The following is a 21,015-nucleotide window of genomic DNA, read 5'->3' as shown; positions in this document are numbered from 1 at the left end:
CCGCTATTCCCGCAGGAGTCTACGATATGCACTACAATCAACAGCTAGTTTTACAAAAAATAACACTATGTTTAAGTACAGCCTAATATTTTAATTTATCCATTTATTAGTATAGCTTTTTACGAACAATATTTTCCCCTTTTTCGGATAACATAACCAAAAAATAAGTTGTCAGAAGTCAGACATCTTAAATTATATACAAGCGCTTTCAATTTTTCAATTGTTTTACAAAAAATTAAGTAGAATAAGAGGTAAACTTTACCTCTCTTATTCTATCAGAAAAATTAAGCACGTGGGTGAAATTGACTATAGACGTCTTTTAATCTACCTTTTGTTACATGTGTGTAGATTTGTGTAGTGGATATATCAGCATGTCCAAGCATTTCTTGAACAGCACGCAAGTCTGCCCCATTTTCTAGCAAATGAGTGGCAAAAGAATGCCGTAATGTATGCGGTGTTAAATCTTTTTGAATGCCTGCTTCTTTTGTTAAGGTTTTAAGAATTTTCCAAAATCCTTGGCGAGATAACGCATTTCCTTGATAGTTTAAAAAAAGTGCGTCTGATTGTTGTTTCTTATTGAATGCTGGACGACTTTCATTAATATATTTCTCGATAGCGTCTTGAGCTAGTTTTCCAATAGGTATGATACGTTCTTTATTCCCTTTTCCAATACATCGGATAAATCCCATCGAAATATGTGCATCGCTCAATTTAAGGGATGTTAGCTCTGACACACGAATTCCTGTTGCATATAAAAGTTCGAGCATCGCCTTATCTCGTATACCTATAGGTGTGTTTGTTTTCGGTGCTTCAAGCAATGCTTGTACCTCTTCGATTGATAAAACTTTAGGAAGTTTCACTTCTGGTTGAGGCGTATCAATATGTACAGTTGGATCGTGATCGGTTACTTTATCTCTTAATAAAAATTGATGAAAAGATCGGATGGAGGCAATATGCCTAGCAATCGTCTTCGAAGACTTTCCTTTTTCATGACAATGTTTAAGAAACTGTAAAATTTCGTTTCGTTTAGCGTTGTTAATAGAAGTGATCCCTTCTACTTTTTCTATATATTGTAGATAGCTTTTTAAATCTCGTTCGTATGAAATAATTGTATTATCCGCTAGCCCTTTTTCTACTAATAAAAAGTGCAAAAAATCTTGTAAGTGGTCCTTCATGAACTTCTACTCCCCGTAGTGGTAAAAAAACAATAGACGCTGTACCCAGCTGTCGTCCTTCTCCTCCACCATTTTTGTTACTTTTACGGCTGCTCCTTCTGGAACATCGTATCTGTGGTAATTCTCATATTCTTGGTTTAGCCATACAATACCATAATAAAAAAGAATCGTACATCCTGTAAACAAAATAAACACTTTTATTGTATTATAAACGGATTCAAACATAGATTTCATCGTATACCTCCATAGATTAAAGCATGTCTATTAGAAAGGTATGACAAATTGGAGTGGTTTTATACATGGATGTGGAGATTTTTCGCGAGTTAAAGTAATATTTTTGGGTCTAGCATTTACTAATCAGGGCAATTTTCCATATGATCGGGCCAGTTCGCTCTCACATCGGGCCAATTCTCAATCTAGGTCACACGACAGACAAATCACCTCTCTCAAAAAAATAAAACCTTCCCTAATATAGAAGTTAGGAAAGGTTATTCATTCGTTTCTTCTTCAGTTGTTTCGTCTTGGCAACGGTGACATACGCCGTGGAAAGTTAGGCGGTGGTCTTTAATTTTGAAGTTCCAGTCACGTTCCACAATTGCTTCGACATCTTCTAATAGGTCGTCTTGAATTTCGTCCACCGCACCACATTCAATACAAACTAGATGGTGGTGGAAGTGTTTAGCTCCTTCTTGACGAAGGTCATATCGGGACACGCCGTCACCGAAATTTATTTTATCAACAATTTTTAGTTCGGTTAATAATTCTAGCGTTCGATATACAGTAGCAAGTCCAATTTCTGGGGACTTTTCTTTAACTAGGAGGTATACATCTTCCGCGCTTAAATGGTCCTCTTCGTGCTCTAGTAGTACTCTAACAGTCGCTTCCCGCTGAGGAGTTAATTTGTAACTTGCGGAGTGTAAGTGTTTTTTAATACGATCAATTCTATTTTCCATCTATGTGTTCCCTCCCTAACGCTATCTTCTATATTTTAGCGAACAGAAAAGAAACTGTCAAAGAAAAATATAATCATTCTTATTAAGTATAAATAATTATTATTTAATAAAAATTAATCTAATATACTTACTATTGATTTCATTAATAAAGGAGAGAAATATGCTTCGACGAACGACGCTACACCTAACACTACTACGATAATGACCATTATGATAGAGTAGCGCAGGAACGATTGAAAAAATGGCTCGGTTATTTTTTTTACAAACAACTGACGAATCATTTTCATCGAGAATGCTACTGAAAGAGCCCCAATAACAATGTATGCCGGAATTGCCACTAGGTTTTGAGGCAAAATGGTGCCAAACGCCAGTAAAAATCCTTTCCAACTTAATTGACTTACAATAAACCCTACAGTAAAGCCCACTACTACACCCTTTAAGAAAAGCAAGATTAGTATAACGGGCAAACCTATTATCGAGATGCCAAGCACCCACATTACGAGGGCATATCTCATATGTTTGAAGAAACTTTGGAAAAAGATTTCTCTTGAATCTGCTAATTGACCTTCGGATACTTGTCCAAAAAAGCGATTGAGATACACGAGCAAATCTTGCTTTTGCGAAAAGTTCATACTATTGACGACGATTGCGCCGAAAATGACTCCCATGAAAAATAACACAACGACAAATAGGTATAATGAGGAATTGTCTCTAACATGTCCTAGTATCGACGAAAACTTGGTCTGTTTCTTCATTCTATTTCCTCCTATTAAGCTCTTACTAGATTGTATGAAGTCGTCCTATAAATATTCCAACATTAATTGGAAATTTCATATTTTACTAGATTGTTGTCTGTGCTATACTGTTGAAAATTGTCTTTTTGTAACACCGCTGTTGATTTCCGCACAAACTTCCGCTTTCGCGCCTGCGGGGTCTCCCGCTCCCCGCTTCTCCCGCAGGAGTCTGCGGTTTGCGCGGAAATCAACAGCTTATTAATATTCAAACCTCAACAATTTTCTAATAAGATGAAAAAATTGAAAGTAGGGAAATAGATGAATCCAGTATTATTAGATTTTCCTCATGAGTTTTCGTCAGATCGGTTGTTTATTCGCATCCCTCTTCCTGGGGATGGCCCATTTGTACACGATGCGGTTAAACATTCATTAAAAGAGTTACAACCGTGGATGCCTTTCGCGCAAGAGCTTTCTTCCTTGGAAGATATGGAAGCAAATATTCGCGAGGCGCATGCAGCATTTTTACTACGAAAAGATTTAAGGCTACATATTTTCCATAAAGAAGAAGGTTATTTCATCGGATCAACAGGTTTTCACCGTTTAGACTGGAAGACAAAAAAAGTAGAAATAGGCTATTGGATAGACTCTCGTTATAGCGGAAAAGGTTACATGCGAGAAGCGGTTCAAGCATTAACGGATTTTGCTTTTACACATTTTGAAGCAAATCGTGTAGAAATACGATGTGATGAACTTAATGTAAAAAGTAGAAAAGTTGCAGAAACAGTTGGATTTGAATTAGAAGGGATTTTACGTAATGAAAGTTTAGCAGTGGATGGAAAAACATTGAGAAATGCTTGTATTTATTCAAAAATAAGAGAATAATAAAGTGGCTGGGACAAATCTAATTTCTTATCTTTAAAACCGAATAATTAAAATAAGACTTCTAAGCCGCAGAAGATTGGAGTGCAAGCCTTCGCTTTCCGCGGGCGGTCTCGTGAGCCTCCTCGGCGCAAGCGCCTGTGGGGTCTCACTTAACACGCTTTCCCGCAGGAGTCTACGGCTTGCACTCCAATCATCAGCTAGAAAAGTTAAAAATCCGAACGTAATCCTTTTTTTTGGATAATCATTCGGATTTTTCTTCATTCAAAATAGTTTTGTTCCAGCCTCTTCTTATTTATCTGGAGAAACTTTTCCGAACTTCCCTGCGCCACCTGCATGATACTGTAAAGTTCCTTTTCTAGCACCATCAATTAAATTGGCTATTTTTTCACCAACAACCTCACTCAATTGATCCTTTGTTGTGTAATGCAAAACGTTCATTTCTGTATGAAATGTTTCCCGTAACTTTAAAAGAGTTCTTGGACCTACACCTGGAATAAAATCAAGTGGTACTTGATGAATATATGGTGGACGATTTTCAAGTTTAGTGGGTTGATCAGAAAGTTCGTCAATTCTTGAGCTAACACCTTTGACGAAACGTTCATGACCACAATTAGCACATTGTATCACACCATTTTCCTTATGTGAAAAGCATTTTTCACATGCTGTTTTATAATATTTTCCCAAGTAGGGGTTTAGCCCATAATTAGTTAACACTTTTCTTCCATCCATGTTATGTAAAATTTTTCTTAGCTCTTCAAAAGAAGGACTAGCCATTTGCATCACTTGATACTCGCGACCAATTTTCTGTAAAGAATGGGCATCAGAGTTCGTTAAAAATGTGTAGCCATTTAATTGGCTTATGGAAGATGCCATCTCTGTATTAGAACTTAACCCTAGCTCTACACCGTCTATTAACTCTGGATTAAATACCTCTGTTATTTCTTTTCTTACACCTCGACCGAACATACTTTTAAAAGGAGTAAAAATGTGCGCTGGGATAAATAAGCCTTTTAACTCTTTCACTTTTTCTTGAATCACTTGTGCATTTTCGTATACTCTTTGCGAGGAAAGCGTGATATTTTTTAACCGTTCGCTTAGCCAATTAGAAAATTGCCACATCCCTTCAATCGTAGGGATGTATATGAGAACATGAATTGGCCCTGAACAATTTTCATCGTAGATTTCAAGTTCTGAACCTAAAATAAGGGTAAGCTCTTGAAAGTTCAGTCCACCTTCTTCACCCTCTATTAAATTCCCTTCTTTTTGCCACCTGCGAAGCTGAAGCAATACTTCGGGAACGTGACAATCAATCACTCCAATCATGTTCATACCTTTTCTGTCTCTAGCCTCTATTATTACGTTTTCAAGCGTTAAGTTTTTCGATGCGGTTATTTTTACTGGCTTGCCTGTATTTGTAGATCCTAAGTGAATATGTAGGTCAACAAAGTAACGATGCAACTTGTCTTGCATTACTTTCCGTTCACTTTTTGTAATTGTAAAAATTGAACAGCAAACGCCGTTTTCGCATCATGAATTTCTTCCTTTTCTATTAACTGTATCGCTTCTTCTAATGTCACTTCTAATACATCCACAAACTCATCTTCATCTAACGAATGTACTTCTGTGTCTTTTTTCAAACCATTTGCAATGAATAAGTGTACTAACTCGTCAGCAAAACCTGGTGATGTATAAAAGCTGATTACCTTTGTTAAAGATTCACAAGTGTAGCCAGTTTCTTCTTGAAGTTCTCTTAATGCTGTTACCTCTGGGCTTTCGCCTTTTTCGAGCTTACCTGCAGGAATCTCGACTAGAGCCTTTTCCATCGCTTTTCGATATTGTCTAACTAGTACTAATTTCCTTTCTTCCGTAACCGCAATAATTGCTACCGCACCTGGGTGTTTAACAATTTCTCTCGTGCTCGTTTTTCCATTTGGTAATTTTACTTCCTCTAAATATAAATCAATCACTCGACCAGTAAATAGTTTTTCGGTTTTTATCGTTGTCTCTTTTAAATGATCCATCATTACCACTCCTCGTTCTATGACAAGTTTATCCAACATACATTCTACCATACAAGTGTTGGAGGAATGAAAAATGAAGGTATTGGTGCGAGAAAATGGTGTTGTGCTTGTAGGAAAAGCATGGGAAATAAGGGAGAAGTTAAAGGAATATTGCAAGATGTATGATACCGTTCAAGAATGGATTTCGCTCAAAGAAAGTAAATGAGTACATTCGATCTTGTATCACTAATAATCGAGTTCAATTTAAGTATTATAATTTGTCCCTTTCACCTGCGTTATGTAAAATAACAAGCAAGGAGGGGATTTTTTTGTTAAGAAAAAATCGTATCGGACAATCTAGTTTATTTGTTAGCGAAATCGGACTAGGCTGTATGTCACTCGGAACGGATGAAAAGAAAGCAGTTGACATCGTTAAGAAAGCAATAGACATAGGAATAAACTATTTGGACACCGCCGACTTATATGATTTTGGTTTAAATGAGGCTATCGTTGGAAATGCCATTAGAGAAAACCGTGACAATGTTATTCTAGCTACAAAAGTTGGAAACCGTTTTGAAGAAGGTAAGTCTGGATGGGATTGGGATCCTTCTAAATCTTATATAAAATCTGCAGTGAAGAAAAGTTTACACCGTATGCAAACAGATTATATTGATTTATATCAACTTCACGGTGGAACATTGGAAGACAACTTGGAAGAGACTATTGAAGCATTTGATGAGCTAGTGGATGAAGGAGTAATTAGATATTATGGTATTTCTTCTATCCGTCCAAACGTTATAAAGGAGTATGTGCAAAAATCGAATATCGTATCTGTTATGATGCAATATAGCATATTAGACCGAAGACCTGAGGAACAAATCTTAGACTTATTATATGATCATCATATTAGCGTTATTGCACGAGGACCGCTAGCAAAAGGTTTATTAACAGATAAATTCACTGAAAAGATAAATGGATCTACATACTTAGATTACACTACCGATGATTTAACTACCTTCTTACCAAAGTTAAAAAGTCATTTTGAAAATAAGTCATTAAACAATGTTTCGTTACGCTATAGTTTGCATCACCCTGCAGTTGCAGCAGTTATTCCAGGTGCTAGTTCTATGAACCAACTACTTGAAAATGTGGAACAAGTTCTAGCCGGTCCACTAACTGATGAAGAGTACTTGTGGATACAATCAAACTCAAAAGAAAACGTTTATAGTTCTCATCGAGATTAAGAAAAACCGCATCGCCTTTTAAATGGCAGATGCGGTTTTCTATTTATTTATATTCTTTCCAGTTCAAGTTACTGTCATTTAATAAATCTTCAAAAGATTTATTCTTCTCTTTCCGTTTTGCTTCTTCTCTCTTTCTTGCGGCTTCCTCTTCTTGTTTGGCAGTTTCTTTGTCTTGTAGGTTTTGTTTCATTGATTTTAGTTTAGAGAATACATCGTCTTGTAGCTGATCTTTTAGAGTTGGTGTTTCTTCTTTTTTGGATTTCGTAAAATTTTCTTGATGCTTTTGTTGTTTACGTTTTTTGCTCATTTTGCATAACTCCTGTAAGTTGTTTTGTATATTATAACATGTTTATTAATCATTTTTCCTTTTTAAACACCACTGTCTTTGTAATCCTTATAAGACAAAAGATGCGATTGCAACACCTACTCAAATGTCAGGTTATTCTAATTAGGATTTCGTATTAAATGATATAATTTATTAAAGGTAGCTATTTTAGGAGGGAAAGTATGAAAAAGATTTTTGTTTTTATCGGAACATTACTATTTATTCTTTCAGGATGCCAATCAAATGAGATAATTCAAAGCAATGAACCATCTAACAACACAAGACAAGACAATATCCCTAAATATGTTCAATCGTCAGAGGATATAGTAGATATGCATGGAGACATTACAAACATAGATAAGTTCTTAACATTTCTAGAAAACGTGAACCTAGGTGTGAAAGATAAAGTTAGAGTTGTAAGGTATACAGAAGAAGGAGACCCAATGTTGCATGACCTTGAGCATGATGGTGAAATAATCCTTTCAACGACAGATACAAGAAGAGATACTTTTGGCTCTGGTAGCATAAACACAGCAACTTGCAAATCAATCGAGATTAAAGATGGTGAAAGAAGAACTGATTACGATTTAACAGGTTGCGACCAAACCAATAGAGATAATAGCATTTTGGTAATTTGGAAGTAAAAAATCTAGTAAAAAGGCATTGTTATTGTAACAATGCCTTTTTTATTGCTAAATATAGTGTTAATTCTTTGTTATTAATATGCTTCTAATGCTACATCCTCACCAACAATTAAAGTAGGTTCGGTTGAGTTGATGATGTCTTCAACAGTATAACCTTTTGCTACTTCTACAAGCTTTAGTCCATCAGGAGTGATGTCTATTACGGCGCGGTCAGTAATGATGCGGTCGACAACACCTTTTCCTGTTAACGGAAGCGTGCACTCTTTTAAGATTTTCGCTTCTCCGTCTTTGTTCACATGATCCATAATGACGATGATTCTATTTGCACCGTGAACAAGGTCCATGGCACCGCCCATACCTTTAATCATCTTCCCTGGGATCATCCAGTTTGCTAGATCACCGCTCTCACTTACTTCCATTCCACCAAGGATTGCTATGTTAACATGTCCGCCGCGAATCATGGCAAATGATTCTGCACTGTCAAAATAAGCAGCACCTGGTATAGCAGTTACTGTTTCTTTTCCAGCGTTTATTAAGTCAGGATCCACATCGTTTTTACTTGGATAAGGTCCGATTCCAAGAAGTCCATTTTCCGATTGCAATACAACTTGTTTATTGTCGGATATGTAGTTTGCCACAAGTGTAGGCATTCCGATTCCAAGGTTTACGTAAAAACCACTTTCGATTTCTTTTTCAGCACGTCTCGCTATTTTTTCACGAGTAAGAAATTTTTCGTTTGCCAATGTGTTCTCCTCCTCGCTTAGTCTCTTACTGTTAATCTTTCAATCTTCTTCTCTTGTGCTCCTACGATTAATCGTTGCACATAAATACTCGGAGTTTGTACTTCGTTCGGATCGATGTCACCGATTTCTACTAATTCTTCTACTTCGGCAATCGTCACTTTACCAGCAGCAGCAATCATCGGGTTAAAGTTTCGAGCTGTTTTGTTGTACACTAAGTTCCCCATTTTGTCCGCTTTTGTAGCACGAACTAAACTGAAATCAGCCGTATAAGCTTCTTCTAGTACATACTCTTTTCCGTTGAAAGTGCGAATTTCTTTCCCTTCTGCAATTGGAGTTCCTACTCCAGCAGGTGTATAGAAAGCAGGAATGCCTGCACCACCAGCACGGATTTTTTCAGCAAGTGTTCCTTGTGGTGTTAATTCTACTTCGAGTTCACCTGATAAAACTTGACGCTCAAACTCTTTGTTTTCTCCAACATATGAACCGATCATTTTCTTGATTTGTCTATTTTTCAGCAGTAACCCTAGTCCCCACTCGTCCACACCGCAGTTGTTTGAGATAACCGTTAAATCTTTTACTTCTGTTTCAACAAGAGCTAAGATCAAGTTTTCTGGAATACCACATAGGCCGAATCCACCTACCATAATGGTTGCACCATCTTGAATATCTTTTACCGCTTCTACAAAAGAAGAATAAACTGGCTTCATCCTGTAGTCCCCTTTCTCTATTACCTAATGTTTTCAATTATAGTAGCGACACCTTGTCCGCCACCGATACAAAGTGTTGCAAGACCTTGATTTACTTCTCTACGCTTCATTTCGTGAATAAGTGTTACTAATATTCTAGTTCCACTTGCACCGATTGGGTGACCTAGAGCGATGGCACCACCGTTTACATTTAACAATTCTTTATCAAATGAAAGTTCTCTTCCAACTGCTAGTGCTTGAGCAGCAAATGCTTCATTTGCTTCTACCAAACCAATATTGTCAAGTGTTGTATTTGCTTTCTTTAAAGCTTTTTGCACAGCGGATACTGGTCCTATCCCCATGATACTTGGGTCTACTCCTGCGCTTGCATTAGCAACTACTGTTACAAGTGGTGTAATACCAAGTTCTTCTGCTTTCTTTCTGCTCATAACAACAACAGCTGCTGCTCCGTCGTTAATACCAGAAGCGTTTCCAGCTGTAACGGAACCGTCACGTTTAAAGGCTGGACGTAATCCACCTAATTTTTCTGCTGTCGTGCCACTTCTAGGATATTCATCTTGATCAAATGAAATGATTTCTTTTTTCTTTTTAATGCTTACTGGCACAATCTCATCTTGGAATTTGCCGTCTTGAATGGCCTTTTCTGCTTTTTGTTGGCTCCATGCTGCAAATTCATCTTGCTCTTCTCTCGTTAATTGATAATTTTCACATAAGTTTTCTGCCGTTTGTCCCATGTGGTAATCATTGAATGCACACCACAATCCGTCACTAACCATGCTATCGACCATTTTTTGATCGCCCATTTTATATCCATCACGAGCGCCTTTTAGTAAGTAAGGAGCTTGAGACATGTTTTCCATTCCACCAGCAACTACAATATCAGCATCTCCTGCTATTATAGCTTGTGTTGCAAGATGAACTGCTTTTAAACCAGATCCACATACTTTATTTATTGTCATAGAGCTAACTTCTTGAGGTAAACCAGCTTTTATCGCCGCTTGGCGTGCAGGGTTTTGCCCTAGACCAGCTTGTAATACATTCCCCATAATAACTTCGTCTACCATATCTGGGCTTACCCCAGCTCGATTTAATGCTTCTTTAATAACCGTTGCTCCGAGTTCTGGGGCTGATACATCTTTTAGTGAACCCCCAAAACTTCCTATTGCTGTTCTGACAGCGCTTACAATAACTACATCTTTTGTTGACAATGAATCCATCTCCCTTCCCTTAAAATATTTCTTTATTCTTGTCGAAATTCCTTTTTTATTTAAAAAGTTTCTATTATTCTTGCAATTATTATACATGTATTACTAGAATAAAAGAAAATGATATGCTGGGGGAATTTTTATGAACTTGCCTAAAGAAGTAACGATTATTGAAGTCGGCCCACGTGATGGATTGCAAAATATAAAAGATTTTATTGAAACTGAAGTGAAAATTAACTTCATTCAAGGTTTAAAATCTGCTGGGTTACGTGAAATGGAGCTAACTTCTTTCGTTTCACCAAAATGGGTGCCACAAATGGCCGATGCAAATTCTGTCATTTCCGCTACACTTGGAGGGACTGTACGCGATTTTGTGCTTGTTCCCAATAAAAAGGGAATTGAAAAATTGTATGAAACAGATTGTAAAAACGCAGCTGTTTTTGTCGGAGTGAGTGACTCTTTTAATAAAAAAAATATTAATAAAACGACGGAGGAAAGCTTATTAGAGTTAACTCCACATATTGAAGAGTTAAAAGCAAAAGGTTATTTTGTGCGTGCATGTATTTCGACTGCTTTTTACTGTCCATATGAGGGGAAAATGAACGTAGATGATGTAGTTGCATTATGTAAACGGTTTGAGGCAATTGGTGTGGATGAGCTAAGTGTGGCTGATACGATTGGAATGGCTAATCCGAAAGAAGTGTTCGAGCTTTTTTCTATCTTAAAGAAGGAATTAAGTTCCGTCATGGTAACCGCACATTTTCATGATACTCGTGGAATGGGGGTTGCCAATGTATTTGCTGCACTTCAAGCTGGAGTGGATCGTTTTGACACATCAGCTGGAGGGCTAGGCGGCTGTCCATTTGCGCCAGGTGCTTCTGGGAATGTCGCGACAGAGGATGTTGTGTATATGCTAAGTGCTTTAGGGATTGAAACAGGCGTTAGTTTAGATGATGTAGTAGCAGCTTTGGAGAGTTTGGAACCTCATTTGAGTAAGAAATATGAAAGTAAGTATTATAAGCTTGCCGAGTTAAATGCTGCGCAAAATGCATAAAAGTTAGTCTCTCTTGTCACATTAACTGTAGTATGTGAAAGGGAGTTGATTGAAATGGCGGCAAAACATCGAGCTACTAAAGGGCAAAAAGGACAACCAAATTCAGAAACGGTGAAACAAGTTGTTTCGGCAGAAGAGGTTGAACGTGCTTCACACCCGACGAAACGACAAAATTCAGAGCAGTAATCAATTAGGCCACAGATTTTTCTGTGGTTTTTTATATTTTTTGTCGTGCGTTATATTTGTTGTCTATGTGGTCAGTGATTTTCTTTTACAAAAAGCTAATATAGTTCCTAATTTGTCTATGAGGACCATCTTCATCTTTCTATTGCTAAAGTGGTCCTCATCTAATCTATGATTCCAGATTAATCCCACTGGACAACATTCAGTAAATAAAACAATTTCAATGCCCCTCTTTAAACTGTATAAAACAATGGTAAAATATAGATAAAAATAGCTGGAGTGAATCTAAATGAAACTTAAGCGACTTTTCATTATTTTAGGGACTATCATTTCCTACATCTTAATTATTGGCCTCTTTTTCACGAACAAAGTAATGTACATTAAACGGAAGACGAATGAAGAAATCATTGAGAGGGAAACAACGCTTGGGCATTACAATGAACAAGAGTATGCGAAACTTCCGAAAAAACCTCTCACCATCCCTTCTCCATTCGGTTATGACATTTATGGAGAGCTCATACCAGTGGAAGGATCAAAGAAATATATGATTTTTTGCCACGGAGTTACCCAAAATACATTAAATTCGATAAAGTACATGAACATTTTCCTAAAACGTGGATGGAATGCCATTATTTATGACCACCGTAGACACGGAAAAAGTGGTGGTAAGACGACGAGTTATGGCTTTTATGAAAAGCATGACCTAAAAGCAGTTGTGAATAGAGTGAAAGAAATCGCTGGTCCAGACAGTATCATTGGAATTCACGGAGAATCGATGGGTGCGGCAACATTACTACTTTATGCAGGCGATTTAGAAGATGGAGCTGACTTTTACATCGCCGATTGTCCTTTTTCAGACCTAGAAGAGCAACTTGCATACAGACTCCAAGTTGAATTTAAAGTTCCGAAACCGTTAGTCATGCCAATTGCTACTTCTTTCTTAAGATTAAGGGACAAATATTCGTTAAAAGACGTTTCTCCTATTTCCGTTATTGAAAATATAAACAATCCGATTTTGTTTATTCATAGTGAGACAGATGATTATATTCCGGTTTTGATGACACAACAACTTTTCGAAAAGAAGAAAGGAGCTAAAAAGTTATACCTAGCTAAAAATGGGCTTCATGCGATGAGCTATTCGGAAAATCGGGAAGAATACGAAAAAACGATTGAGGAATTTTTAGAGGAAAACAACTTCCATTAACTTGGGTGCCCTGTCAGGCATCCTTTTTTTGTACTTGGCTGTTTGCTTTTAATTTTAATCTTGAGTGGATTGGAGCGAAAGGAACGGCCAAAATTCATATTCAAAACAACAAAATTTTATAGAAGAGCTTGCACATTTTTTTCTCTCCAATAGAGATACTATTAATAGATTAGGGGGTACTCTAAATGGAAAACGAAACGGTAAAAGAATTAAATGAGTTTTTAAAAGGCGAATTTATGGGAATTCATGCGTATGAACAATATATTGAAAATGCAGAAGATGCGTCTGTGAAAAAAACACTTCAAGCCATTCAGAAAAGCCATAAGAAACATGCAATGACCGTTGCCGAACGAATTCAAAACCTTGGAGGGAAAGCGGTGGACGATGTTGGTTTCACTGGTTCTATTCAAGAAGGAATCTCATCATTAAAAGGTTTTCCTAAAAACAAGAAAGACTTAATAAAAGGTGCCATGAAAGGAGAAGAGTTAGGTTCGGAAATGATGGAAAAGTTCGTTCGTGGTGATTTAGATGAAGTAAGCAAAAGTATGATTCAAACCATTTTGGATGAGCACGAACGTCATCGAAAATTATTAGCTGAACATTGGGAGGAATAACCATTTAGGCTATTCCTCTTTTCATATAAATTTAACTCTCCAACTAATTTTCATATTTATTTAATTGTTTTAATACATACTCTTATAAAAAAAGGAAAGTTTATGTATAAACAAGGAATTTTGGCCGAGCATTATTAAGCAATGGAGGTTTACAAGTGGAAACAACTAATCACCATGTACCTTTAACTTCATCTGAAATTTGGAACCTTTGGACATAATATATGAACGATTCGTTAGCTCACTGTATTCACCCGTATGAAATAACATTAATTTGTCAGATAACTTAACAAAAGCAAAACAGGCTATATTGACTCTAATCCTGTTTTACTTTTTTCTCCCCTCGGTAATATCATCAAAAGGAGTATAGTTATTGGAAGGCAACTTCCTTTTCTTTTTCACTTTCCAAAATGAATATAGTAAAACGATCACAATGACTGTCGGAAACAGAATAGCGATTAACTCCATCTTTCTCCACCCTCTCTAACTACTTATTTAATTTAAAACTATATATATTATATTCCCCATTATCAGATGAATACATTATGATATTCTTATCTTCAGGAATACCGTAGAAATAAGCTCCTATAGCACCTGTTGTACATCTATGGCCAGATAATAAGATATTCATTTCTCTATCACCATGTTTTTCCTTCAACTCGCTCATAAAATGAAACACTCTTTGAACAAAGGCTTGAGGATCTTCTACTCCTTCATAAACGTTTGAATCTGGAATAGCTCCCGCCCATTTTACTTCTTGCGTTTTTAGTGTGTCTGCTTCTCCTAAATCAAAAACATCTAATCTATCATCAATAATCGCATTTAACCCATTTGCTATTTCTGCTGTTTGAATGGCTCTTTCTTGAGGCGAAGAGTATACATAATCGAATGTTATGTCTTTTAATTTTTCTTTTAAATTATTTGCTTGGAATAATCCTTCTTCATTTAAGGGCATACCTTGTCTACCTTGTAATTTTTTTTCTTTGTTCAGGTCTGTTTGGCCATGTCTTATACAGTAAATTATCTTCCTCACTCCAATCTAGCACTTTTATGCTTCTATCCTTGAATCGGAATTAATATCTCTACAATCTCCTGGATGAAAGAAAACAACTACAATCAAAAATGGTTTGAATCTTCTTTTCCGATAGAGATTTTTTAACTCAAAGATTTTTCCATATCCCTTTTCGATTGATTTATTTGTACAAGTTACTTTTGCATATTTCACTAACGGTACTCTAAAACCTATCATTTCCTTCTAGGATATGTTCTAAGTCCGAAACTTCTAAACAAGCAAAATATGTAGCTATGATATCATTACACATATAAAGACTGAACAAGATTTATTTATCTACTGCATTCTTTACTAGATCTCTCTTTTTTTCAAGCTCTTGTTGCACTTTTATTGCTGCATTTGGAAAAGAAGATGGAATGTTAGCCGTAATGCTTTTGCCAACTAACAAAAATTCTTTTTCAATAATCTCTCATTCTAACATACTTTTCTTTTACTATCATTCATTCTACTCACCTAAAATTTAGAAAATTTAGTTATTTTATTCTACCATATTTTTACCATAACAGATAACCACCCTAGTAAAAATAGTAATATTACTCATTGAGATTGATTTCTAGATGTTCAAACTCATCAAAATGTTTATCCGAAGCAAAACTAATTTGATAGATTTTGTCCTTCTCTACCCAATAGCTATAAATAACATCAGGTTCACTTTCAAAAACAACACTAATATAGTATGGATTTAAATGTTTATAGCCATCTTCACGATGTGGAACGGTTAAGATAGCCCAGCTTTCGCCAGGATAGCGTTCCTCTAAATATTGTATAAGTAGGTCTACTTTTTTGTCTATTTGTGTGTCAATCCAAATGGGCCTTGCAAAATAAAAAACAACATAAGCTACAAGTACAATAACTGCTAAGAGCCAGCCGAATTTTTTCATTTTTCCTTTTAAAAACAAAGTGGCAATTATTATAATTGAAATAACTACCACTATTGAAATAATTTCTATAAGTTCTGTAGGATGCAACCTTCCTCCCCCTAACATTATGGTGGTTATAGCACTTGTGCTTTTTTCTCATCCACCACTTTACTTGCTTTCACCATTTTTAATTGCGCTACAATAATAATACTTATGACAATTAACAAAAACCATGAACTGATTTTACCGATATGTACAAGTTCCCATTGATCACTTTGGTTTGGATAACGATATCCATCAAAGAGCGTTGAAATATTTTCTGCCACCCAAATGAAAAACCCTATTAAAAAATAAGATAAGATGATAGGCATTTTTAGGCGGCGGTTGTCTACCGTAAAGTTAACATACGTTTTATAAAACACTACAAATAACGCACCCATCAGAACCCAGCGAACATCATATACGTAATGGTGTGTGAAAAAATTACCGTATATGAATAGGGCTAAAGGGATCGTCATCCATGAAGAAGGCCAGTGAACAAACTCTAAATCTAGTCTTCTCCAAGTTTGCATAATGTAACTTGCCACACTTGCATACATAAACCCACTATATAATGGGACATCTAACACTTTAAAATAAGCCACCTCAGGATACACCCACGAACCCATATGCACTTTATATATTTCTAATACAAGTCCGATGATATGAAACAAGGTAATCGCCTTTAATTCATCTTTCGTTTCTAAACCGTACTTCACCATTAAAAACTGGGCTACAATACATACGAGCAAAATAAAATCGTATCTAGGTAGATAAGGTATTTGTACTTTTAAAGAAACAGCCATCGCCATAAAAACAACGACTGGAAAGATACATGCTAAACTTTGTTGATAGGCAAAGATTAATAGTCCTCTAATTAGTTTCATTACATAACTCCTTGTTTACGTTTCATTTGCCCTGTTTTCTACAATGCTTTTCATATTTTCAGTTCCAAAAGCCCCTGGATTTAACACATTCGACTTTAACCAATAGCTAATTCGGAAAGAGGAGCCATCATTTAAATGTACTCGAAGAAAAACCATCTCTTCGTCATGGATTATACTTTTATAAATTTCACTAAATCCTACATGCTTTAGCTGTAAGTATTCTTCAATAAATGAATTTTTTTCTTCTTCTGTAAAATCTAATAGATGTTTACCATCATACGTACTTTCCATACTTAATTTTGCTACCTTGTTTTCAATATCAAATAACTCCGATATCGTTTTTGCTTTTTTATTTTCACTTACTTGATATACTTTATCTCCTGCAATGATACGGAAATTCGACTTATACCCAACCATCTCGTAAACTGGAGTTCCTATCCTTAAAAAAGCAGCATGGCCATTTTTAGATCGGTGATTGGAACAGGCCTCATCCGCTAATTTAAATGTTACTTCGCCAATTTTTTCACCTTTTTCGAAATCTTTGAAATGACGTAGTTCATCATCTTCGCCGTAATACATCACATCATTAATCATCACAAAATCTACCCAATCAATTTCTCCATCTGGACACTTGGATTTTATTACCTTTTCTCCATCAGGTTCTGTCGTGATCTGTTTAGGTGATGAGCATGCGGCTAAAGTAGCAATAACTAGTAAGATTATCGCCTTGTGTATGTAAGATTTCATAAATGAATCCACCCCCATAACTATAGACGACAGAAACAATCATAAGTTTCAAAATATTTCTAGTTTTTATACTCGAGGCTGGGCATTCCCCATTCTACACATAGACCAATTAAAAGATGTTTGTTGAATTTCATCACTTATATTCCATAAGTTATCTGTGACTCTTACTTCAACATTACGTTCAAATAATGCTTCAAATAAATCCGTTACCACTACCTTATCAACTGGTTCCACCGGTTTTTCACTTACATAATATCCTGCATTTTCGTCCTGAAGATAAAAAGGAGTTGAGTCGAATTCATATAAATATAGCTTTGTATTTTTCATGATAGAAAACCAATTATGTTCTATTATTACTACATGCTCTACTGAATCAGAAGATATGTATTTTTTCTTATCTTCAATCGTTGTGTTTTCGTTGCAATAATAAGTAACACGTGGACAGTCCCTTGGTGTGAGAAAATTAGGTAGACATTGCTCATTGATAGCCCATACTAGATCTTTTGATCCGACTAAATCTTTCCTTGTTGGAATACGCGGGTGAAAAATCTTAATATTATCTTCTTCGCTAACGTGGAATAATTTCATTATTAACCTCTTTTCAAACTTCCATTTTATGCTATAATTATTTTATCATAATTTTCAGTAATTATATTTTATCATAAAGGTGGTCGTCACATGTTTGTCAGCAAACTTCTATTAATGATAGGTATAATAATTGGACTCATTTACCTTTTTAATCTCTTGCTAAGTAAACTGCTCAGGATGGGACGCAGAAAAATATTCTTTTCATACGTTTATGTAAGTCCGTTACATAGAAAAATAGATTGGATTGTTCGCATAATTATGGGATGTACGATGTTTTATTTCATTGTTAAAATGTCCATAAATGAGTCAATCCTGTTTCATAACGTGTTACTAATTATTGCACTTTTAGCAGTTATTCCCGATATTGTCCGTTGCATATTCGAATGGACACATAAGCAGCGTAAAGACGCCGTTATTACTATAAGTAACTGCGGACTTTTCTTCTTAATCGTATTTGTCGTTTTACAATTTGAGATTTATAAGTTTTTTGTATAATACAAGAAGGGCATTTCCGACAATAAAAATCAGTTGTTCCTTATATAAGTATAAATTTACATTTATGTAGTACACGCATATAGGTTTTCAACTACGTCTATTTCGGTTATAATAGAAATAATTAAATGCATATACTAAAAAAGACCAAAAGGTGTTCAGAACACCAATTGGTCGATACAATAGTTGATACCCATTCATGGGTGATCAGCAAAAATACGTGAAATAATCCACCCTATCTTGCTGGCAGGCTCAAGGGTGGATTATCTTTTGTGTTTAAAAGATATGATGGACACTACTAAACCTGCGAATGAAATCATCAACACAAGCGTTTGAAATGTTGTCATCATAAGCATCACCCCCTTTCAAAATGGGGTAATGCTGACCACCCTTAAGTTTACCTACTATTGTGACTTTATTTTAGCATGAAACGAAACGTTCGTTCTAATTATTTGTAATATTTAAATAGTTTTGCCTATTTTTTTGTTTAACGGTGAGTATTTAGACATGCTTTACTATTAATTTTAAGGCTCTTTTCGCATATTTTGTTGTTTATAATTTAATTTATCAATAGAATGTTATCCGTTCCTTTACGCTACAGGCACTGGCTTTCCGCGGGGAGCGACGTGAGCCTCCTCGGCGTTCCGCCTGTGGGGTCTCACGCTTCGCTCTACTTCCCGCAGGAGTCCAGTGCCTTCCGCTCCAATCCACTCTAGTTTTCAAATACATAAAAAGCAACAATCTTTATGAAAAGAGCCATTTTATTAGAAAGTATCAATAATCCAAATGGCAAGAAGGTAAAGTGAAGTTGAAGTACCTGCAATCACCAATGTGAGAATTACTTTTTTATTAAAGTCTTTTTTCCGAGTTGTAATAGCTTGAAAAAGTCCACTAAAAACTAAAGAATCAACTGCTTTTTCTTTTTCTGTTAGTTGTTGAGATTTCTTTCTTTCTTCTCTTTCCATTTTAATCTCCCCTTAAAAAGAGGTCACCCTCTTTAGTCACTAAAATATTCCATTATTTAATATTTATTTCGACATGGATTTTTTTAATCCTTGCAATAGAAAGTTAAACAAAAAATTCAGTCGAAAAGTACGACTGCATTTTAGTAAGCATTAATAAGTTATCATGTTCCACAAAATGTTTGATAAGATGAATCGGCATCAGGTGGTATAGAGCAATATTTTTCTTTTTTGGTTGTATGTTCATATGGCTTTGATAATTCAGCTAACAGTTTTTCCATTACTGAAAAATCTCCTTGTTCAGATGCTGCTTCAAGTGCTTCTTCCACAAGGTGGTTACGCGGAATAACAGATGGATTGCTGTTTTGCATAAGTTCGTGGGTGGATTCTTTTGATTGTCCTTGTCTATCAAGTCTCTCTTGCCATTTGTTTCTCCAATTAGAGAAGTCTTCAGATTGGAACATTTTAATCTCATCCATTTTTTCAAATGTAAGTGCAATAAAAGTGTTAGTGAAATCCGCTTCATATTTTTTCATCAATGAAAGAAGTTCCGTAATTAATACTTCATCATTCTCTTCTTCGTTCATAATACCTAGTTTAGCTCTCATTCCTGATAGCCAGTAGTGTTTAAAAATCTCTGTAAATTGGGATATTTCTTCCTGCGCAATTTTTACCCCTTCTTCCACATTTTCATGTAAAATTGGCAATAACGTTTCAGCAAATCGTGCCATATTCCAAGCTCCGATGTAAGGCTGATTACCATACGCATAGCGACCTTGTGTATCAATAGAGCTAAATACAGTATCCGGATTATACGTATTCATAAATGCACACGGACCATAATCGATCGTTTCACCACATATTGTGACATTGTCTGTATTCATGACTCCGTGAATGAAGCCGACACATTGCCATTTTGCTATTAGGGATGCTTGAAGGTGCATTACTTTTCGAAGCAAGGAAAGATAACGATCTTTGTTTTCTCTAAGCTCTGGGAAATGACGTTCGATCGTATAGTCTGCTAACTTCTCTAAGTTTTCAACTCCACCAAATTTAGCTGCATACTGAAAAGTGCCGACACGAATATGACTTGAAGCTACACGGGTTAATATAGCCCCAGGTAATTCCGTTTCTCTATAGACTGGCTCTCCAGTAGTGACAACGGCAAGACTACGAGTTGTTGGAATACCGAGGGCATACATAGCTTCACTAATAATGTATTCTCTAAGCATTGGACCGATTGCAGCTCGGCCATCGCCTCCTCGTGAGTAATGGGTTCTACCTGGTCCTTTCAGTTGGATATCATACCTTTCGCCCTTTGGAGTTATCTGCTCTCCCAGGAGGATTGCCCGACCATCTCCGAGCATATTAAAATATCCGAACTGATGCCCACCGTATGCTTGAGCAAGTGGTTCCGCCCCTTCTGGTAATGCGTTTCCAGCTAATATCTCTACCCCTTGTTTACTTTGAAGGGGTTCGGATTGTAACCCTAAAGATGTAACTAAAGGTGAATTGAAAATGACCATTTGTGGCACTTGAACTGGTGTTGGCTTTACTCTTGAAAAAAACGTTTCGGGAAGTCGGGAATAACTATTATCAAAATTCCATCCAATTTGATTTGTCATGTCAGAATCCTTTCTATTCATGTATTAAATTCGTCAAAATTATGTATGTAGGTATTATACCCTTCCAAAACAAATTGAC

At 36.0% G+C, this 21,015-nt stretch carries 29 protein-coding genes; 9 read left to right on the top strand and 20 right to left on the bottom strand.

Annotated features, from left to right (window positions below):
* Positions 1 to 284: 284 nt before the first annotated feature.
* The 4 genes from xerD to spoIIM all read right to left on the bottom strand — a co-directional run bounded on the left by xerD (position 285) and on the right by spoIIM (position 2,883).
* Positions 285 to 1,175 (bottom strand): site-specific tyrosine recombinase XerD, encoded by an 891-nt coding sequence (gene xerD / locus CDZ89_RS07875; RefSeq protein WP_096153630.1) that lies wholly within the window; start codon positions 1,173 to 1,175, stop codon positions 285 to 287.
* A gap of 6 nt (positions 1,176 to 1,181) precedes the next feature.
* Positions 1,182 to 1,409, bottom strand: a complete 228-nt coding sequence (locus tag CDZ89_RS07870) for a YqzK family protein (protein ID WP_096153628.1) — start codon at positions 1,407 to 1,409, stop codon at positions 1,182 to 1,184.
* Between the two features lie 254 nt (positions 1,410 to 1,663).
* Positions 1,664 to 2,128 carry a ferric iron uptake transcriptional regulator gene (fur, locus tag CDZ89_RS07865; protein WP_096153626.1) on the bottom strand — a complete coding sequence of 155 codons (465 nt, stop codon included), beginning with the start codon at positions 2,126 to 2,128 and terminating at the stop codon, positions 1,664 to 1,666.
* A 113-nt stretch (positions 2,129 to 2,241) separates the two neighbouring features.
* Positions 2,242 to 2,883, bottom strand: coding sequence for a stage II sporulation protein M (gene spoIIM / locus CDZ89_RS07860; protein ID WP_100333476.1), 642 nt, complete (start codon positions 2,881 to 2,883; stop codon positions 2,242 to 2,244).
* Positions 2,884 to 3,180: 297 nt separating this feature from the next.
* Here spoIIM and CDZ89_RS07850 point away from each other — a divergent pair, with 297 nt between their 5' ends.
* Positions 3,181 to 3,744 (top strand): GNAT family N-acetyltransferase, encoded by a 564-nt coding sequence (locus CDZ89_RS07850; protein WP_100333474.1) that lies wholly within the window; start codon positions 3,181 to 3,183, stop codon positions 3,742 to 3,744.
* Between the two features lie 288 nt (positions 3,745 to 4,032).
* Here CDZ89_RS07850 and CDZ89_RS07845 read toward each other — a convergent pair whose 3' ends face one another.
* Together CDZ89_RS07845 and CDZ89_RS07840 are read right to left on the bottom strand one after the other, a co-directional pair.
* Positions 4,033 to 5,202 carry an endonuclease Q family protein gene (locus CDZ89_RS07845; protein ID WP_100334277.1) on the bottom strand — a complete coding sequence of 390 codons (1,170 nt, stop codon included), beginning with the start codon at positions 5,200 to 5,202 and terminating at the stop codon, positions 4,033 to 4,035.
* Positions 5,203 to 5,213: 11 nt separating this feature from the next.
* Entirely contained in the window at positions 5,214 to 5,765 is a 552-nt protein-coding gene (locus CDZ89_RS07840) for an NUDIX hydrolase (protein ID WP_100333473.1), read from the bottom strand.
* Positions 5,766 to 5,838: 73 nt separating this feature from the next.
* On the opposite strand from CDZ89_RS07840, the gene mciZ reads away from it, so the two are divergent.
* Both mciZ and CDZ89_RS07830 read left to right on the top strand, forming a co-directional pair.
* Entirely contained in the window at positions 5,839 to 5,970 is a 132-nt protein-coding gene (mciZ, locus tag CDZ89_RS07835; protein ID WP_096153618.1) for a Z-ring formation inhibitor MciZ, read from the top strand.
* Between the two features lie 103 nt (positions 5,971 to 6,073).
* Positions 6,074 to 6,988, top strand: coding sequence for an aldo/keto reductase (locus CDZ89_RS07830; protein ID WP_227521464.1), 915 nt, complete (start codon positions 6,074 to 6,076; stop codon positions 6,986 to 6,988).
* A gap of 43 nt (positions 6,989 to 7,031) precedes the next feature.
* Here CDZ89_RS07830 and CDZ89_RS07825 read toward each other — a convergent pair whose 3' ends face one another.
* A complete protein-coding gene (locus CDZ89_RS07825) occupies positions 7,032 to 7,295 on the bottom strand; it encodes a YqkE family protein (protein ID WP_096153614.1) in 264 nt (87 codons plus the stop codon).
* A 200-nt stretch (positions 7,296 to 7,495) separates the two neighbouring features.
* Between CDZ89_RS07825 and CDZ89_RS07820 the strand changes: the two genes are divergently transcribed.
* Positions 7,496 to 7,957 (top strand): DUF4362 domain-containing protein, encoded by a 462-nt coding sequence (locus tag CDZ89_RS07820; protein WP_096153612.1) that lies wholly within the window; start codon positions 7,496 to 7,498, stop codon positions 7,955 to 7,957.
* Positions 7,958 to 8,031: 74 nt separating this feature from the next.
* Here CDZ89_RS07820 and CDZ89_RS07815 read toward each other — a convergent pair whose 3' ends face one another.
* The 3 genes from CDZ89_RS07815 to CDZ89_RS07805 are packed head-to-tail and all read right to left on the bottom strand — an operon-like array spanning position 8,032 to position 10,615.
* Entirely contained in the window at positions 8,032 to 8,700 is a 669-nt protein-coding gene (locus CDZ89_RS07815) for a CoA transferase subunit B (RefSeq protein ID WP_096153610.1), read from the bottom strand.
* Between the two features lie 17 nt (positions 8,701 to 8,717).
* The gene (locus CDZ89_RS07810) at positions 8,718 to 9,407 is read right to left on the bottom strand and encodes a CoA transferase subunit A (RefSeq protein WP_096153608.1); all 690 of its coding nucleotides are present in this window, start codon (positions 9,405 to 9,407) and stop codon (positions 8,718 to 8,720) included.
* Positions 9,408 to 9,427: 20 nt separating this feature from the next.
* The gene (locus CDZ89_RS07805; RefSeq protein ID WP_100333471.1) at positions 9,428 to 10,615 is read right to left on the bottom strand and encodes an acetyl-CoA C-acetyltransferase; all 1,188 of its coding nucleotides are present in this window, start codon (positions 10,613 to 10,615) and stop codon (positions 9,428 to 9,430) included.
* A gap of 139 nt (positions 10,616 to 10,754) precedes the next feature.
* On the opposite strand from CDZ89_RS07805, the gene CDZ89_RS07800 reads away from it, so the two are divergent.
* From CDZ89_RS07800 to CDZ89_RS07790, 4 genes are all read left to right on the top strand, one after another.
* Positions 10,755 to 11,666, top strand: coding sequence for a hydroxymethylglutaryl-CoA lyase (locus CDZ89_RS07800; protein ID WP_176483702.1), 912 nt, complete (start codon positions 10,755 to 10,757; stop codon positions 11,664 to 11,666).
* A 54-nt stretch (positions 11,667 to 11,720) separates the two neighbouring features.
* Positions 11,721 to 11,852, top strand: coding sequence for a hypothetical protein (locus CDZ89_RS20280; RefSeq protein ID WP_264755085.1), 132 nt, complete (start codon positions 11,721 to 11,723; stop codon positions 11,850 to 11,852).
* Between the two features lie 286 nt (positions 11,853 to 12,138).
* Entirely contained in the window at positions 12,139 to 13,053 is a 915-nt protein-coding gene (locus CDZ89_RS07795) for an alpha/beta hydrolase (RefSeq protein WP_096153603.1), read from the top strand.
* A 185-nt stretch (positions 13,054 to 13,238) separates the two neighbouring features.
* On the top strand, positions 13,239 to 13,667 hold the full coding sequence (locus CDZ89_RS07790) for a ferritin-like domain-containing protein (protein ID WP_100333470.1): 429 nt from the start codon (positions 13,239 to 13,241) through the stop codon (positions 13,665 to 13,667).
* 324 nt (positions 13,668 to 13,991) lie between these two features.
* Here CDZ89_RS07790 and CDZ89_RS19910 read toward each other — a convergent pair whose 3' ends face one another.
* The 7 genes from CDZ89_RS19910 to CDZ89_RS07765 all read right to left on the bottom strand — a co-directional run bounded on the left by CDZ89_RS19910 (position 13,992) and on the right by CDZ89_RS07765 (position 17,857).
* Positions 13,992 to 14,132 carry a hypothetical protein gene (locus CDZ89_RS19910; RefSeq protein ID WP_176483701.1) on the bottom strand — a complete coding sequence of 47 codons (141 nt, stop codon included), beginning with the start codon at positions 14,130 to 14,132 and terminating at the stop codon, positions 13,992 to 13,994.
* A gap of 19 nt (positions 14,133 to 14,151) precedes the next feature.
* Complete coding sequence (locus tag CDZ89_RS07785) at positions 14,152 to 14,688, bottom strand: histidine phosphatase family protein (RefSeq protein ID WP_100334276.1); 537 nt, start codon at positions 14,686 to 14,688, stop codon at positions 14,152 to 14,154.
* Between the two features lie 24 nt (positions 14,689 to 14,712).
* Positions 14,713 to 14,913, bottom strand: a complete 201-nt coding sequence (locus CDZ89_RS19605) for a hypothetical protein (RefSeq protein WP_157842697.1) — start codon at positions 14,911 to 14,913, stop codon at positions 14,713 to 14,715.
* A gap of 356 nt (positions 14,914 to 15,269) precedes the next feature.
* A complete protein-coding gene (locus tag CDZ89_RS07780; protein ID WP_100333469.1) occupies positions 15,270 to 15,704 on the bottom strand; it encodes a hypothetical protein in 435 nt (144 codons plus the stop codon).
* A gap of 26 nt (positions 15,705 to 15,730) precedes the next feature.
* Positions 15,731 to 16,522, bottom strand: a complete 792-nt coding sequence (locus CDZ89_RS07775; protein ID WP_100333468.1) for a DUF817 domain-containing protein — start codon at positions 16,520 to 16,522, stop codon at positions 15,731 to 15,733.
* Positions 16,523 to 16,537: 15 nt separating this feature from the next.
* Positions 16,538 to 17,269: a hypothetical protein gene (locus tag CDZ89_RS07770; protein WP_100333467.1), complete on the bottom strand. Its 732-nt coding sequence runs from the start codon at positions 17,267 to 17,269 to the stop codon at positions 16,538 to 16,540.
* Positions 17,270 to 17,335: 66 nt separating this feature from the next.
* The gene (locus tag CDZ89_RS07765; RefSeq protein WP_100333466.1) at positions 17,336 to 17,857 is read right to left on the bottom strand and encodes a DUF6886 family protein; all 522 of its coding nucleotides are present in this window, start codon (positions 17,855 to 17,857) and stop codon (positions 17,336 to 17,338) included.
* A 90-nt stretch (positions 17,858 to 17,947) separates the two neighbouring features.
* Between CDZ89_RS07765 and CDZ89_RS07760 the strand changes: the two genes are divergently transcribed.
* Positions 17,948 to 18,352 carry a DUF4181 domain-containing protein gene (locus CDZ89_RS07760; RefSeq protein ID WP_096153592.1) on the top strand — a complete coding sequence of 135 codons (405 nt, stop codon included), beginning with the start codon at positions 17,948 to 17,950 and terminating at the stop codon, positions 18,350 to 18,352.
* A gap of 260 nt (positions 18,353 to 18,612) precedes the next feature.
* Here the strand turns inward: CDZ89_RS07760 and CDZ89_RS20470 are convergent, their stop codons facing one another.
* From CDZ89_RS20470 to CDZ89_RS07750, 3 genes are all read right to left on the bottom strand, one after another.
* Positions 18,613 to 18,696, bottom strand: coding sequence for a putative holin-like toxin (locus CDZ89_RS20470; protein WP_227521574.1), 84 nt, complete (start codon positions 18,694 to 18,696; stop codon positions 18,613 to 18,615).
* Positions 18,697 to 19,113: 417 nt separating this feature from the next.
* The gene (locus CDZ89_RS07755; RefSeq protein WP_100333465.1) at positions 19,114 to 19,314 is read right to left on the bottom strand and encodes a hypothetical protein; all 201 of its coding nucleotides are present in this window, start codon (positions 19,312 to 19,314) and stop codon (positions 19,114 to 19,116) included.
* A gap of 161 nt (positions 19,315 to 19,475) precedes the next feature.
* Positions 19,476 to 20,936, bottom strand: a complete 1,461-nt coding sequence (locus tag CDZ89_RS07750; RefSeq protein WP_100333464.1) for a protein adenylyltransferase SelO — start codon at positions 20,934 to 20,936, stop codon at positions 19,476 to 19,478.
* Positions 20,937 to 21,015: the final 79 nt, after the last annotated feature.

Origin of the sequence: Bacillus alkalisoli (genome assembly GCF_002797415.1) — a bacterium.
GTDB classification, from domain to species: domain Bacteria; phylum Bacillota; class Bacilli; order Bacillales; family Bacillaceae_I; genus Bacillus_CD; species Bacillus_CD alkalisoli.
The sequence above is the reverse complement of the archived record's forward strand: the minus strand, read 5'-3'. Positions and strand labels throughout refer to the sequence as shown.

Coding starts and splice junctions, on each gene's coding strand:
- CDZ89_RS07790 (WP_100333470.1), top strand. CDS start 13,239: ATGGAAAACGAAACGGTAAAAGAATTAAATGAGTTTTTAAAAGGCGAA.
- CDZ89_RS07870 (WP_096153628.1), bottom strand. CDS start 1,409: ATGAAATCTATGTTTGAATCCGTTTATAATACAATAAAAGTGTTTATT.
- CDZ89_RS07775 (WP_100333468.1), bottom strand. CDS start 16,522: ATGAAACTAATTAGAGGACTATTAATCTTTGCCTATCAACAAAGTTTA.
- CDZ89_RS07750 (WP_100333464.1), bottom strand. CDS start 20,936: ATGACAAATCAAATTGGATGGAATTTTGATAATAGTTATTCCCGACTT.
- CDZ89_RS07825 (WP_096153614.1), bottom strand. CDS start 7,295: ATGAGCAAAAAACGTAAACAACAAAAGCATCAAGAAAATTTTACGAAA.
- CDZ89_RS07755 (WP_100333465.1), bottom strand. CDS start 19,314: ATGGAAAGAGAAGAAAGAAAGAAATCTCAACAACTAACAGAAAAAGAA.
- fur (WP_096153626.1), bottom strand. CDS start 2,128: ATGGAAAATAGAATTGATCGTATTAAAAAACACTTACACTCCGCAAGT.
- CDZ89_RS07770 (WP_100333467.1), bottom strand. CDS start 17,269: ATGAAATCTTACATACACAAGGCGATAATCTTACTAGTTATTGCTACT.
- mciZ (WP_096153618.1), top strand. CDS start 5,839: ATGAAGGTATTGGTGCGAGAAAATGGTGTTGTGCTTGTAGGAAAAGCA.
- CDZ89_RS07765 (WP_100333466.1), bottom strand. CDS start 17,857: ATGAAATTATTCCACGTTAGCGAAGAAGATAATATTAAGATTTTTCAC.
- CDZ89_RS07820 (WP_096153612.1), top strand. CDS start 7,496: ATGAAAAAGATTTTTGTTTTTATCGGAACATTACTATTTATTCTTTCA.
- xerD (WP_096153630.1), bottom strand. CDS start 1,175: ATGAAGGACCACTTACAAGATTTTTTGCACTTTTTATTAGTAGAAAAA.
- CDZ89_RS07800 (WP_176483702.1), top strand. CDS start 10,755: ATGAACTTGCCTAAAGAAGTAACGATTATTGAAGTCGGCCCACGTGAT.
- CDZ89_RS07850 (WP_100333474.1), top strand. CDS start 3,181: ATGAATCCAGTATTATTAGATTTTCCTCATGAGTTTTCGTCAGATCGG.
- CDZ89_RS19605 (WP_157842697.1), bottom strand. CDS start 14,913: ATGATAGGTTTTAGAGTACCGTTAGTGAAATATGCAAAAGTAACTTGT.
- CDZ89_RS07760 (WP_096153592.1), top strand. CDS start 17,948: ATGTTTGTCAGCAAACTTCTATTAATGATAGGTATAATAATTGGACTC.
- CDZ89_RS20470 (WP_227521574.1), bottom strand. CDS start 18,696: ATGACAACATTTCAAACGCTTGTGTTGATGATTTCATTCGCAGGTTTA.
- CDZ89_RS20280 (WP_264755085.1), top strand. CDS start 11,721: ATGGCGGCAAAACATCGAGCTACTAAAGGGCAAAAAGGACAACCAAAT.
- CDZ89_RS07810 (WP_096153608.1), bottom strand. CDS start 9,407: ATGAAGCCAGTTTATTCTTCTTTTGTAGAAGCGGTAAAAGATATTCAA.
- CDZ89_RS19910 (WP_176483701.1), bottom strand. CDS start 14,132: ATGGAGTTAATCGCTATTCTGTTTCCGACAGTCATTGTGATCGTTTTA.
- spoIIM (WP_100333476.1), bottom strand. CDS start 2,883: ATGAAGAAACAGACCAAGTTTTCGTCGATACTAGGACATGTTAGAGAC.
- CDZ89_RS07840 (WP_100333473.1), bottom strand. CDS start 5,765: ATGGATCATTTAAAAGAGACAACGATAAAAACCGAAAAACTATTTACT.
- CDZ89_RS07795 (WP_096153603.1), top strand. CDS start 12,139: ATGAAACTTAAGCGACTTTTCATTATTTTAGGGACTATCATTTCCTAC.